Source organism: Chryseobacterium phosphatilyticum (assembly GCF_002899825.2).
In the GTDB taxonomy this organism is placed as follows: Bacteria; Bacteroidota; Bacteroidia; order Flavobacteriales; family Weeksellaceae; genus Chryseobacterium; species Chryseobacterium phosphatilyticum.
Genome location: NZ_PPED02000001.1, coordinates 97,768 through 110,971, shown reverse-complemented (window position 1 = coordinate 110,971; position 13,204 = coordinate 97,768). Strand labels below are relative to the sequence as shown.

The 13,204-nt window shown below is 34.9% G+C and carries 12 protein-coding genes and 1 pseudogene; 9 read left to right on the top strand and 4 right to left on the bottom strand.

Translation table 11 applies throughout. The annotated features are described in order from the left end of the window. Positions 1 to 259: 259 nt before the first annotated feature. Both C1631_RS00500 and C1631_RS00495 read right to left on the bottom strand, forming a co-directional pair. Entirely contained in the window at positions 260 to 1,900 is a 1,641-nt protein-coding gene (locus C1631_RS00500; protein ID WP_109709709.1) for a serine hydrolase domain-containing protein, read from the bottom strand. A 119-nt stretch (positions 1,901 to 2,019) separates the two neighbouring features. Beyond that, a complete protein-coding gene (locus C1631_RS00495; RefSeq protein ID WP_109709707.1) occupies positions 2,020 to 3,057 on the bottom strand; it encodes a helix-turn-helix domain-containing protein in 1,038 nt (345 codons plus the stop codon). 183 nt (positions 3,058 to 3,240) lie between these two features. On the opposite strand from C1631_RS00495, the gene C1631_RS00490 reads away from it, so the two are divergent. From C1631_RS00490 to C1631_RS00480, 3 genes are all read left to right on the top strand, one after another. After that, the gene (locus C1631_RS00490; RefSeq protein WP_109709705.1) at positions 3,241 to 3,840 is read left to right on the top strand and encodes a Crp/Fnr family transcriptional regulator; all 600 of its coding nucleotides are present in this window, start codon (positions 3,241 to 3,243) and stop codon (positions 3,838 to 3,840) included. A 65-nt stretch (positions 3,841 to 3,905) separates the two neighbouring features. Continuing rightward, a complete protein-coding gene (locus C1631_RS00485; protein WP_228440926.1) occupies positions 3,906 to 4,526 on the top strand; it encodes a hypothetical protein in 621 nt (206 codons plus the stop codon). A gap of 11 nt (positions 4,527 to 4,537) precedes the next feature. Then, on the top strand, positions 4,538 to 4,939 hold the full coding sequence (locus C1631_RS00480) for a DoxX family protein (RefSeq protein ID WP_109709702.1): 402 nt from the start codon (positions 4,538 to 4,540) through the stop codon (positions 4,937 to 4,939). A 107-nt stretch (positions 4,940 to 5,046) separates the two neighbouring features. On the opposite strand, the gene C1631_RS00475 is transcribed toward C1631_RS00480, so the two are convergent. Further along, the gene (locus tag C1631_RS00475) at positions 5,047 to 6,009 is read right to left on the bottom strand and encodes a helix-turn-helix transcriptional regulator (protein WP_109709701.1); all 963 of its coding nucleotides are present in this window, start codon (positions 6,007 to 6,009) and stop codon (positions 5,047 to 5,049) included. A gap of 93 nt (positions 6,010 to 6,102) precedes the next feature. Here C1631_RS00475 and C1631_RS00470 point away from each other — a divergent pair. Then, positions 6,103 to 7,222, top strand: a pseudogene (locus C1631_RS00470) (FAD-dependent oxidoreductase). A gap of 24 nt (positions 7,223 to 7,246) precedes the next feature. Here C1631_RS00470 and C1631_RS00465 read toward each other — a convergent pair. After that, on the bottom strand, positions 7,247 to 8,128 hold the full coding sequence (locus tag C1631_RS00465; protein WP_109709699.1) for a helix-turn-helix domain-containing protein: 882 nt from the start codon (positions 8,126 to 8,128) through the stop codon (positions 7,247 to 7,249). A 317-nt stretch (positions 8,129 to 8,445) separates the two neighbouring features. On the opposite strand from C1631_RS00465, the gene moaA reads away from it, so the two are divergent. The 5 genes from moaA to C1631_RS00440 all read left to right on the top strand — a co-directional run bounded on the left by moaA (position 8,446) and on the right by C1631_RS00440 (position 13,201). Beyond that, complete coding sequence (gene moaA, locus C1631_RS00460) at positions 8,446 to 9,432, top strand: GTP 3',8-cyclase MoaA (protein ID WP_109709697.1); 987 nt, start codon at positions 8,446 to 8,448, stop codon at positions 9,430 to 9,432. 2 nt (positions 9,433 to 9,434) lie between these two features. After that, complete coding sequence (locus tag C1631_RS00455) at positions 9,435 to 10,637, top strand: molybdopterin molybdotransferase MoeA (RefSeq protein ID WP_109709695.1); 1,203 nt, start codon at positions 9,435 to 9,437, stop codon at positions 10,635 to 10,637. 330 nt (positions 10,638 to 10,967) lie between these two features. Then, complete coding sequence (moaC, locus tag C1631_RS00450; protein ID WP_109709693.1) at positions 10,968 to 11,444, top strand: cyclic pyranopterin monophosphate synthase MoaC; 477 nt, start codon at positions 10,968 to 10,970, stop codon at positions 11,442 to 11,444. Beyond that, positions 11,425 to 12,030 carry an NTP transferase domain-containing protein gene (locus C1631_RS00445; RefSeq protein ID WP_109709692.1) on the top strand — a complete coding sequence of 202 codons (606 nt, stop codon included), beginning with the start codon at positions 11,425 to 11,427 and terminating at the stop codon, positions 12,028 to 12,030. The genes moaC and C1631_RS00445 overlap by 20 nt, the downstream gene beginning before the upstream one ends. Positions 12,031 to 12,160: 130 nt before the next feature. Further along, complete coding sequence (locus tag C1631_RS00440; RefSeq protein WP_109709690.1) at positions 12,161 to 13,201, top strand: HesA/MoeB/ThiF family protein; 1,041 nt, start codon at positions 12,161 to 12,163, stop codon at positions 13,199 to 13,201. Positions 13,202 to 13,204 lie beyond the last annotated feature (3 nt).

Here is a 13,204-nt window from a genome sequence, read left to right as displayed (position 1 = left end):
ATTATTATTAAATTTCAAATCATTTATGAGTTTTTCATTGGTATTCAATTTTAAGCATCAAAATTTCAGTATTGCATTACAAATAGCATTCCAATTCTAAAAAATAAACATTTCTAATTGATAAAGAAGTACATACGTATAAAAAAAACGTTAAAAATATATAAAAAGTATATAAAGGTTTCAAAAAGCAGGTCATCTCAAATTGAGATGACCTGCTGTTACCTGTTTATTTATTCATGATATTTTTCAGATATCAAGTCTATTTTAATTTTTTAAATTCGACATTATGAAGGTTTGCTCCTGACAACATAAATCCTGTTATCTTATTATTCTTATCATATTTAAAATCAACCTGGCCGAAAAATGATTTATAGGAATACAGTCTTTTTAAGCTCGAAAAATATACCTGTATATCATGGTTAATAGCATGTTTAGCAACTAGTTTATTATTTTCTATAGCCAATTGATATATCGTATTGAATTCTTCGTTTCTATAAAATCCTGTATATTCATTAAGATTTATTTTATTTTCATCTAAAGGATTTAAGATCACTTTTTTACCATTGAACGTAAAATCTCCGATATTCAAAGTGATGGATTGAGGATGAAAAGTGATACGTGCAGTAGGAATAGCCGGAATGCCAAACTGATTATCACCGATAGTGGTAAAATATGTTTTATCTTCACGCAGAAATAATTCTTTCCCATCCGTTATCACATTAAGATAATTCCCGGGGTTTAATTCATACGTTCCTTCAAATTTTTTCAGTTCAGCAGATGTATAGCTTATTTTCTGTAGAGAAGGAGCTAATGTCTGCTTATCTCCAAGAAACACATCTACCAATTGATAAGCAATCAATAATCCATGAAAAACACTTCTGTTTCCTGCCAGGACAATCGACAAATGGTATGCAGGAATATGCAATATATAAGATCGATAGCCCGCCGTTCCTCCTCCATGAAATACAATATCAAGTCCTTTATACTTGCCTGTTTGTAAACCCAGCCCATAGCTCACTTTTTCTCCGGTATTCAAAAACGCGCTTTCCTGCATTTTATCATAGAGTTCACGGCTTCCGATTAATGGTTTTTGAAAGTTAATAGCCCATTTACAAAAATCATCAAGTGTTGTAAAAATATTGGATGAACCCGATTCCATTTGCCCAAGAGGATGTTTAGAAAAAATATTTCCACTTTCTTTATATGATTCTGCCCTATTAGAGATCATTTTCTCAGAATCATCGACTACATCTGTATTATTCATATGCAATGGTTTGAAAATATAGTCTTTTAATATTTCGCTAAAATCTTTCTTATAAATCCGATGAAGGATTTCTGCAAGCAGCATAAAACCGGTATTGTTGTATCTGTACTCATCTCCGGGTTTAAAATTTATACTTTTAATAGCCAATACTGTTTTTAAGGCTTCTGTGTTGGTTACCCGAAATTCGTCACCAAAACCCTGTAGCCTTTTTATAGTTGTAAAGTCCGGAAGTCCATGGGTATGATTCGCCAATTGCCGGATGGTGATTTTATAGGGTAAATGCTTTAGTTCGGGCAGATAAATTCTTATATCATCATTGAAAGATAGTTTACCTTCTTCTTCAGCTTTCAATGCAACAAAAGCCGTAAACTGCTTTGAGACTGATGCAATGTCGAAAGATGTAGAATCTGTTATCGGAACATGATTCTCAAGGTTGGCAAATCCATAGGTTTTCTTATAAATTACTTTTCCGTCCTTTATAATACCTACAGCCATTCCCGGAGCGTTCTTTTTGGCATAGCTGCTTATTAAAGAATCAGCTTTTTGAATTTTATCTTTATTATCGGATTGCCCAAAAAAGACTGTGAAATTCAATAAACAAAAAAATACAAATGTAAGTTGAGTAAGTGTCTTCATTTTCTTAATTTTTAATAATGAAGCAAATCTGAAACTTTACGTTGTTTTAAACATCCGAATACAGGAAGTAGGACTCTTTTTATTCAAAAAAATCAGTTCGACTTTAAGTCGGACACTTGCTATATGACTGATTTTCTGTAATCTGTAGGAGTACTACCTGTTTCTTTTTTAAATGCAGTATAAAAGGAAGATTTAGAATTGAAACCGACTTCATATAATATTTCCAGTACAGTTAATTGCGGTTGATTTCGGAGAAGGACTTTAGCATCTTTAATTCTAAAATCGTTAATAAAGTCAAAAAAATGTTTTCCTGTATGCTGATTAATTAATGAGGAGAGTTGCTTTTCAGGGAGCTCAATCTGCTCCGCTAACTTTTGCAGGGTAAGTTTATCGTCCAGATAAGGTTTCTCCTTTTCCATAAAATTGATAAGAGTTTCCAGTTCTTCTGGTTTTTCTTTTATTTCATTCACCAATTTTACAGAAACCAGGTCTTTGTTGATCCCTGACAGCAGATTGGGACGGTATAAAGCTGTCATTACAAACCAACTGATGACAAATAAAACGAAGAGTGAAGAAAATGTATATAGGTACAGGAAAGCCGGATCATCATTCTTTACAAAACCTCTCAGTAAGACAAAAAAGTTTCCTATAAGAAAAAGAATCGTTGTCCGGAGTAACCATTTATACGTAAGATGATGATTGCTGGAATAATTCTCCTGATACAATTTTCTGAAAGTTCTTAATGTTAAAAAAACCGCTATAATATAACAGTAATATTGAACAGTAGAAACAATATCAAAAGCCTGTTCAACCTTCTCTGAAATTCCGGTTACACTTAATATACAAAAGAAAATGAAAAATGGGATCCCGTGCAAAATATGCTTTTTGTGAAGTCTAAAATTATAATAGCATGCTGCATTAACATACAAATAATATAAAGGCATCTGAAGCAAAATACTGGAGGCTTTAAATGCTTTTATCATTCTATAATCGGGGGTATTGAGGAAAAAGCCGGAAAGATCCACTACTGAAATCAGGAGGAAAGCTGCAAATAAATAATTGGGTAATTTTCTTTGAGGTTTCGCTGTTATCAGAAAAACACTTAACAGCAAAAACATGAAAACAATAATTTTACCTAAATCATTTATTAATGCCATATTTTTTTTCTTTGATTATTACAAAAATACAAAGAAAACTTCTGTCTGGCCTGTTTGTTTTTAATAAAAAAGGCAAAACTATTCTGACTTCCTGAGAAAGTCATTCGTGTTTCAAACTATAATATTTACGTAAATTTGCTCCTTCATAAATTATAGTGAATTTCGATATAACAAGATAGAATTATGGATACAGATATAATCATTTCACAGCTGATAGAACATATGAGAGAAATAGTCCCCTTACAGGACACTGATATAGATTATATCACATCCAAATTACAAATAATACCGCTTAAAAAGAAAGAATTTCTGCTTCGGGAAGGGGAAGTTTCAAGACACATGCGTTTCATTGCACAAGGAAGTTTATATGCTTATCATATTGATGAAAAAGGCAAAGAAAATATTACCCAGTTAGGCATTGAAAACTGGTGGATAAATGACCTGTATAGTTATCTCAGTGAATTACCTTCCAGAATGTATATTCAAGCTAATGAAGATGCTATTATTCTTCAGATCAGTAAAAACAATCTTGAATTACTCTACAAAGAGGTTCCCGCTATCTCCGAATTCTGGAGACTGAAAATGCAAAGTGCGTATGTTACTTTACAGGAAAGAACTTTCGAACATTCCCGGGTTGATGCTTATACAAAATACAGAACCTTCGTAACGACCTATCGTAATATTGAACAACGTTTCCCACAATATATGGTGGCCTCCTTCCTCGGAATTACAGTAGAATACCTCAGCTACCTGAGAAAAAAGCACCTGTCTGACGTTTCTTAAGAAATCTTAAGTTTATTCCGTTCCGGCCTGAATAATTTTGCTCACAGATTTTTAATGAGTACAATATGAAGGCTAAATATGTTGCCATGACAGCGCTTGTATCAGCTTCTTTGAACCTGAATGCGCAAAAACTTTCTTATTCCCCCGATCTTGTTTTAGGACACCGTTCCTATACCTATATGCACAATATCAATTATCAGTTGAATGACCGATTGAAATTGAACAACCTTACTCTCTTTGACACTGAATACACCAGGGATAAAGAAAATATATTCTTCATCAGAAACACCCTGGCTTATAGCCTTAGCAAAAAGCTTATTGTCAATGCCGCATTTGGAATGAAAAACCCGGGTGCATTTTTCAGTGCTTATATCCAGTATAAAGTGGCACACCCCACCTACTCTTTTTCATACTCTATAGGAACCACCTATCAGAAAGGATTTTCTCTTGAGCAATCTGTTTCATTTGAATATACACCGTATGTGAAAGAGAATCTTCAGGGCTACTTTAATGTACTTGCTATAGGAAATCTTGATCATAGCGGCTATCCGAGAGGGTTACAGTTTTTGCGATTGGGAGTAAAACAAGATAAAATAATGTACGGGCTTGCTAGCAATTTTGATCAGTTTAATAACGGAAAAAAGACCCTGAAAAATATTGGGGCGTTTGTAAAATATAACTTTTAAATAAATAAAAAATGAAAAAGAACATTGATTTAGGAATATTGATCAGCAGAATAGCCATTGGATTTCCCATGTCGGTTTATGGAGTAAACAAATTGATTCACGGAGTTGGATTTATTGAAGATATGATGACAATGCATGGTTTACCCTCTTTCTTTGCCTATGGTGTATTCGCCGGTGAAATTATAGCTCCCATCATGCTTATCATAGGATTCAGGGCCCGTCTTGCAGGATTAATTTTTGCGGCCAATTGTTTTACAGCCACTATTCTTGCACAAACAAGCAATATATTTAAGCTTAATGAATTCGGAGGTTGGGCTTTAGAGCTTTTGGTCATCTATATGCTGATAAGCGTAAGTTTCTTCTTTGCAGGAGCAGGAAAATATTCAGTATCTACTCAAAATAAATGGGATTAGTTTAACGCTATAATCCCTGAAAATGTAATGGTATTTTTAATTGCCACGGATGTATTAATCATTGCATTGATATATTCGTGGCAAAAATATTCACCATCACTTCTCTTTTAATAAAGCATTGAATATTGCTTGGGTTTCATTCCCAAATGTTCTCTAAATACCTTTGAAAAATGGCTTAAGTTGGTAAATCCCAACATATACCCTACTTCTGAAACAGTATATCTTTTATCCTTCAACAAAAATGCAGCTTCCTTCATCCTGAATTCCTGATAATAGCTGAAAATACTATTCCCAAAAATCTGTTTGAATAAACGTTTGAGCTTGGTTGGACTCATGCCTGATTCTATTGCCAAATCCTTAATAACAGGAGGGTTTTCAAGTTGCCGGAGAATTTTTTCTTTTATTTGGTATATGGTTTTAATATCTTGTAAATTCAAAGCATAGACTTGTTGCTCATCCCGCTTTTCCAGTTCAATCAACAATCGGCAGATTAATTCTTCAGCTTTTAACCTTAAGAAATACAGTTTAAAAACGTCCTCTGTATGATCAGAAATAATTTCATCAACGACGTGTTGCAAGGCAGGATGAATCATTTGCTCAAAAAGAAAAGGTTGGGCATTTTTCAAAAGGCCCTGCAAAACAGGAGATTGATGTGATGAAAGAAACATTCCGCTCAGGTACTCAGCGTCAATCTCGATATTTATCGTCGCAGTATTACTATGTATTGCAATCACTCCATCGGTATTGATCCGGCTGGTTCCTATTAAGACAGAAGGCAAATCAGATCTGTTTTTCCCTTCTGATGACGTTTTATCTTTAGGGAACACATTTTGAAACTTAAAAAATAACATCCTTCTCGACGGATTAAAGTCTTTGTTCTCAATATTAATGTTATCATTTAATTCGTAGTTGCTGATGAGCATCCGGATATATTCATTAAAAATAAATCCTGTACAATATCCACTCCCAAAACGGGCAGGAATTTCAAGTTTTCTGTCTTTTATTTCTGTTCCTAAAGAATCGGCCAATTTTCTTAAAACCAGAGGAACTGTTGAATCATGCGTATCCATAGGGGTCTTTTACAGCTATTTTTAAGTCTAATATAATTATTTTATTCCTAAAACATCATGCAATTTTGTATCAATATATAATAATATAAAACTATGATACTACATAATAAAAAAGTAGCCGTTATCGGAGCAGGTCCGGTTGGGCTTACAATAGCCAGATTACTTCAACAGCAAAACGTTAATGTCTCCGTTTACGAAAGAGATAAAGATCAGTATGCCAGGATTTTTGGAGGTACATTGGATCTCCATAAAGGTACTGGTCAGGAGGCTATGAAAAAAGCCGGATTACTGGACACTTACTATAAAATGGCAATACCTATGGGAGTAACCATTACTGACCATCAGCTTAATACTCTGTTTACAAAAAAAAATCACTCCTGAAAATCAATATGATAACCCTGAAATCAACAGAAATAATCTAAGAACGATGTTACTGGATAGCTTAGCAGACAACACGGTTGTATGGGATCGAAAATGTATGAATGTTGAAATTCATGATAACCAATGGGTCTTGTCTTTTGAAAATGGTACACAAGCGATTGCAGACTTCATTATAGTAGCTAATGGCGGAATGTCTGCTATAAGAGAGTTCGTTACAGACACACAAGTTGAAGATACAGGAACGCTCATCATTCAAGGTGATATTCCGGATCCTGAAAAAGAATGTCCTGAATTTTATAAATTATGTAATGGCAAAAGATTAATGACTGCTTATCAAGGTACCTTAATTGTAATTAATCCTAACAATAACGGAGCACTAAGCTATGGTATTATTTTAAAAAATTCTGATGATTATACCTTCGCATCTAAAGATGATCACAGCATTCGTGAATTCCTGTTGGAAAAGTTTTCTGATTGGGATCATCATTATAGAGATTTATTCCAGTCAACCTTATCTTTTTGGTGTCTGCCTACCAGAAAATTTCCTGTGAATAAACCTTGGAAACACAATCGTCCCCTGCCTATTACTCTTATTGGTGATGCAGCTCATATGATGCCTCCATTTGCAGGTCAGGGAGTTAACATCGGATTGAAGGATGCTTTGATATTATCCAATAATTTAACGAATGGAATATATACCTGTGTGCAGGATGCTATTGACAATTATGAACAACAAATGTTTATCTATGCCAAAGAAGCCCAAATTTCATCATCCCTCAACGAAATCGAAATGCGTAACCCCGATTTTTCTTTCCAACAGCTGATTCTTTGATAACTTTTGAAAGTAAAATTATATCTATCTTTTAATATTGTAATCAGAATGAGAACCTGTTTCTGCTAATTTTTCACGATAAGCTTTTGGCGTTGAACCAGTTTTCATTCTGAAAAGATAGGAAAAGTGAGAAAAATTCCGGAATCCTAATTCAAAAGCAATTTCCTTAATTGATTTATCAGAACTATGGAGTAAATTTTTGGCTTCCAGAATAATTCGTTCTTTAATAAACTCCAACGGTGATACCACATATTGTTTTCTACAGATTACACCCAGATAATTTGGTGTAATACATAATTCCTGAGCATAAAAAGCCACATTTTTCTGGTTTTTAAAGTTTTTATCAACCAGCATATGAAAACGGAATGCAAGATTATCGGGAGTATTCAATGCTTTATTTCCGTAGGCATGTTCTACCCATAAATTAATAATGAGCGCCAAAAGACGCACCCTCGCATTGATAAGTTCCGGAAAAACATTATCTGCGAGAATTTCTTTCCGTATTGCATTAAATTCTATACTGAACCGATGATATGTTTCTTCATCAGGTTGTATCATTTCAAATTTACTGTAAGAAGAAAAAGTAAATTTCAGTGTTGGCGAGAAAGTCTTAAGTACAGAATCTTTGATAATCAATCTTCGCCCTACTGTATGGAGAGGCAAATCCCACTTATAATCTCTTTTAGGAAGATGAATAAACAGTTGCTGATCTCTAAGATCGTATTTGCCAAGATCCGTAATGCATTTCCCATGATCACATTGATCAATTAAGATAATTGTAAAAGAATTGTCAGGAAAGAAGTTGAGTGATTCAGCATTGATTTCATCCTGAAAAACCACGTCTATCCCCTGGTTGTACACTTCTTCTACTGAGTTTTTATTTATCCGTGCTTTATCTATTATCATACATTCTTTTACTACAGAGTCCTGTTATATTCCATACTAATTTATGAAATATTCGTTACATACATTAATGGGTACAAAGATACTTAGTCTGTGTGGTCTGTGAATATCAAGAACTGTGACAGGACTGTCATCTTTTAATACAAAATATCATGAATCAGATGTTCTGTAAAGTAGAAAAAAAACTAAACAAACACTACTATAGGCTTATTTACAGTCACTTAAAACCAAGATTCAACTTACCTCAGATCAATATAGAGATTTTTGGCTTGTCGTAAAAACAATAAGTATATTTGTATAAAGTTCATATTTTCCATCCCATGTTAACAGATAAATTCGGAAGACATATTAACTATCTCAGGCTCGCCGTTGTAGACCGATGCAACCTCCGTTGTACGTACTGTATGCCGGAAAACGGTCTTTCATGGATTAAACAAAATGAACTGATGACCGATGAAGAAATGCTCAGATTATGTTCTATTTTTACGGAACTTGGAGTTAATAAGATCAGAATTACTGGTGGAGAACCATTTGTAAGAAAAAATGTCATTGATCTTATTGGAAAAATATCCCGTCTGGACGGGCTTAATGATCTGAGCATAACAACAAATGGGCTTCTTACTGAACAATACATTCCGAAGCTTAAAGAATTTGGAATACAATCTATCAATCTGAGCCTTGATACGTTGAATGAAGAACGTTTTTTCACAATAACACGCCGAAAAAGTTTTGATAAAGTAATGAAAACTCTAGATCGCTTATTACAATATGAGATCAAAGTAAAAATCAATACGGTGGTCATGGAAGGGCAAAATATTGAGGACATCATTCCTTTGGTAAAGCTCACAAGAGACCTTCCGGCAGATGTTCGTTTTATTGAAGAAATGCCTTTTAATGGTAATAATACCCAAGCCTCTTTAAAGTGGAATTATTCGCAAATTTACCATCATATCAAAAATCATTTTCCAGACATGGAAAAAATATCGGATCCCAAAGGGTCTACGTCCTATAATTATAAAATTCCCGGATTTGCAGGAGATGTTGGCATCATAGCAGCGTATACACGTTCATTTTGTGGAGATTGCAACCGAGTCAGGATTACTCCTTCAGGGGTATTAAGAAATTGTTTGTACGAAGATGGTGGCATCAATTTAAAAGATGAAATCCGAACCGGAAAAAACAATGAAGAACTTAAAAATATAATTATCAACAGCATACATAAAAAACCAAAAGACGGATGGGAAGCTGAAAAGTTGAATCTTACCCCAGCATCACTTCATCAGTCTATGGCCACAATAGGAGGATAACTATGGAAATGATCACCGTACAACAAGCAGAAGACATTATACTTTCCCAAAACCAGGATTTTGGAAAAGAATATATTCCCTATGAACAGGCTTTAGGAAGAATTCTCGCAGAAGATCTCATAGCAGACCGCGATTTACCTCCTTTTGACCGGCCGACCGTGGATGGAATTGCCATATGCCATAGTTCTTATGAAAAGGGAAATCGTTCTTTTGTTATTAAGGCTGTACAATCTGCGGGTGAACCTTCTGTTGCTATTGACCTGGAGGAAGAATGTATTGAAATCATGACCGGAGCGGCTCTCGACCATACCGTTGATACAGTGATCAGATATGAGGATATCTCTATCGATAGTGGAATAGCAAAAGTTAATATTAATAGTAAAAAAGGGCAAAATATCCACCTGAAAGGGAAAGATAAAAAAGAAGGCGAAATTCTGGTAAAAGCCCATCAGATTATTACTCCTGCCATCATAGGAATTGCAGCGTCAATTGGAAAAACAAGAATATCAGTTAAAAAACTACCCAACATCATTATCATTTCCACGGGAGATGAAATGATACGTCCGGAAAAGATTCCCAGTCCCTATCAGCTAAGGCGATCCAATGGTATTACAGTACAATCTGTTTTAAAAAAGTATAATATTGATGCGGATACCCTCCATCTTGATGATCATTATGAAGAGATAAAAAAAGAACTTATCCGTTGTATTGATGAATATGATGTTCTTTTGATGACCGGAGGTGTTTCGATGGGAAAATTTGATTATCTGCCTCAAGTCTGTGAAGAACTTGGAATAGAAAAACTCTTTCATAAAATTAAGCAAAGACCAGGAAAACCTTTCTGGTTTGGTAAAGCCCGGAACAAAAAATTGATATTTGCTTTTCCGGGAAATCCTGTTTCAGTATTTATGTGCCTTCACCGGTATTTTATTCCGTGGCTGAAGACGTCATTGGAAATCAGGGAAGATTCTTATCAATTTGCTGTATTACAAAATGATATCGACTTTCAATTTCCGCTTCAGTATTTTGCACAGGTAAAACTAAAAGTAAATGAATCAGGGCAACTTACTGCTGAATCGGTGAATACGAATGGTTCAGGAGATTTTTCCCATTTGGCTGAAACCGATGCTTTTATAGAGTTGCCTTTGGAACAGAATTGCTTTAAAAAAGGGGAAGTCTATAAAACATGGAAGTATAATGATTAAAATAATGTGAAAATGTTACTGATATTCTATGTTTCTGTAGGGTTATATTTTTTACCACATAGAAACATAGAATAATACAAATTGATAAATTAGCGCATACAGATAAAAATTTCATGCATCAACCACAAACAAATAAATGAGAACTTTAAAATTTTGCAGATAATAACGTCACTAATACACGAATGATATGAATTTGTAAGTAAAAAATAAGGACATGTTTAATCAATAGGACTGAGATTGTTCCAGTAAAAGCATCTACTTAATGCATTTATTAAAAAATTCGTGAATCCGTGGCCAACAAATATTCACATCTGTAGTAAAAAAAAATATATGTCAGAATTTACTCATCTTGATAAAAACGGCCAACCAGCTATTGTAGATATTGGTGGCAAAAATATAACGCGAAGAAAAGCTGTTGCACAAGCCATTATTTCTTTACCCCAAAATATTTTGGAAGCTTTACAACAAGACCGTTTTACTACAAAAAAAGGTTCCGTCTTCCAGATTGCCACGATAGCGGGCATTATGGGCGCTAAAAAAACGAGTGATCTCATTCCTCTCTGCCATTCTATAGGACTTGATCATTGCAACCTTCAGATAGAGCTCAATGAAAATCGTGAAATCGTCATAGAATGTACCACAACTATTGAATCTAAAACAGGAGTGGAAATGGAAGCCCTGACAGGCGCTTCTATTGCAGCATTAACCATTTATGACATGTGCAAAGCTTTGAGTCACAATATTATCATTAAAGAAATTAAATTAATCGAAAAATCAGGTGGAAAAAATGATTTCAAAAGAGCATAATACAATTCCGTTACTCAACGGGCTTGTTCTGGCCGGGGGGAAGAGCAGAAGAATGGGGACCGCTAAGGATCTTCTGAACTGGCACGGAAAAGAACAACGGTATTTTGCTGCTGATTTACTGGCTCCATTCTGTACCGAAGTTTTTATTTCGTGCAGACAAGATCAGATGGTAGATATTGATCCTCATTATTATCCTCTTCCTGATACCTTTCTGAATATGGGGCCTTTCGGAGGAATTCTTTCTGCCCTACGTGCCCAGAGAGATAAGGCATGGCTTGTCGTAGCTTGTGATCTTCCGTTGCTGGACAAGAAATCATTAGAGCTTTTGATACAATCCAGAGATCCTGAAAAAGCAGCAACTACTTATGAAAGTCCTTTTGATGGATTGCCTGAACCATTAATTACGATCTGGGAACCCAAAAGCTACCCTTTACTGCTGAATTTTCTAGGCATAGGAAATACATGCCCAAGAAAGGTTTTAATCAATAGCGATACCCTTATTCTAAAACCAGAAAACCCTGATGCTTTGATGAATGTAAATACCCCTGAAGATGCTTTGAAAGCGAGTGAAATTTTAAAGAGATAATGCAATCCCATGAGGGTTAAAAGTTGATAATTTTGACTCAGGATTTAAAATAATTCCTGCATTCGCAACTATAAGATTACATCATATATGATTTTAAAAATGATCCTGTTTCCATAAAAAAGCAAAATTTATGAATGACTCTTTTGAACGTTACCAATGTCAGATTGCTTTACCCGGATTTGGAGATTCTTCTCAGGAAAAGCTTGCTAACGCAAAAGTCCTGATTGTAGGATTGGGAGGTCTTGGCTGTCCGTGTGCTCAATATCTTACTTCTTCAGGAGTAGGAACTATAGGTATCGCAGATGATGATACAGTTTCTTTGAGTAATCTGCACCGTCAGATTTTATATAACCCGAATGATATCGGAGCTTACAAAGTAGACATAGCAGCACAAAAGCTTCAATTACAAAATCCTTCTGTATCTATTATTCCCTACCGTCTCAGAGTCTCTTCTTCCAATATTATGGAACTTATTTCAGAGTTTGATCTGATCATTGAAGGAACAGACAATTTTGAAACAAAATGCCTGCTGAACGATGCGTGTGTATTAGCCGGAAAACCTTTAGTGTATGGGGCTATTTATCAATATGAGGGACAGGTAAGCATCTGGAATGTTTTACAAAAAGACAACACCTATTCACCTAATTATCGAGATGTTTTCGCTGATGTAGAAGATTCACAGGTTCCCAATTGCAAAGAAGGTGGTGTGATTCCTACACTGGCAGGAATCGTAGGATGTATGCAGGCTAATGAAGCGATAAAATATATAACACAATCGAATGATCTTCTGGCAGGAAAATTATGGATGATGGATGTTATAAGTGGCAGAACACAAATTGTAAAACTGAAGAAGACATCTTCCCCCATTACCTGCCTACCTCAAGTTGTTGAGTTTATTTCTTTCGATCAGTTAACCCTGGAACGAGAAAAATTTCAGATTATCGATGTTCGTACTCCACATGAGCATGAGGATTTCAATATTGGAGGGAACAATTTTCCGCTGGAAGAGCTGCAAAATTATTTACCTGTTATTTCTTCTATTTCCCAACCTATTGTTGTGTACTGTCAATCCGGAAAACGTAGCAGAGAAGCTGCTGTGATCATAAAAAAAGCTTTTCCTGATAAAGAAGTATTTTCGTTGAAAGACGGTGTGGGAAAAATACATCCATAAACC

Coding starts and splice junctions, on each gene's coding strand:
- C1631_RS00500 (WP_109709709.1), bottom strand. CDS start 1,900: ATGAAGACACTTACTCAACTTACATTTGTATTTTTTTGTTTATTGAAT.
- C1631_RS00495 (WP_109709707.1), bottom strand. CDS start 3,057: ATGGCATTAATAAATGATTTAGGTAAAATTATTGTTTTCATGTTTTTG.
- C1631_RS00490 (WP_109709705.1), top strand. CDS start 3,241: ATGGATACAGATATAATCATTTCACAGCTGATAGAACATATGAGAGAA.
- C1631_RS00485 (WP_228440926.1), top strand. CDS start 3,906: ATGAAGGCTAAATATGTTGCCATGACAGCGCTTGTATCAGCTTCTTTG.
- C1631_RS00480 (WP_109709702.1), top strand. CDS start 4,538: ATGAAAAAGAACATTGATTTAGGAATATTGATCAGCAGAATAGCCATT.
- C1631_RS00475 (WP_109709701.1), bottom strand. CDS start 6,009: ATGGATACGCATGATTCAACAGTTCCTCTGGTTTTAAGAAAATTGGCC.
- C1631_RS00465 (WP_109709699.1), bottom strand. CDS start 8,128: ATGATAATAGATAAAGCACGGATAAATAAAAACTCAGTAGAAGAAGTG.
- moaA (WP_109709697.1), top strand. CDS start 8,446: ATGTTAACAGATAAATTCGGAAGACATATTAACTATCTCAGGCTCGCC.
- C1631_RS00455 (WP_109709695.1), top strand. CDS start 9,435: ATGGAAATGATCACCGTACAACAAGCAGAAGACATTATACTTTCCCAA.
- moaC (WP_109709693.1), top strand. CDS start 10,968: ATGTCAGAATTTACTCATCTTGATAAAAACGGCCAACCAGCTATTGTA.
- C1631_RS00445 (WP_109709692.1), top strand. CDS start 11,425: ATGATTTCAAAAGAGCATAATACAATTCCGTTACTCAACGGGCTTGTT.
- C1631_RS00440 (WP_109709690.1), top strand. CDS start 12,161: ATGAATGACTCTTTTGAACGTTACCAATGTCAGATTGCTTTACCCGGA.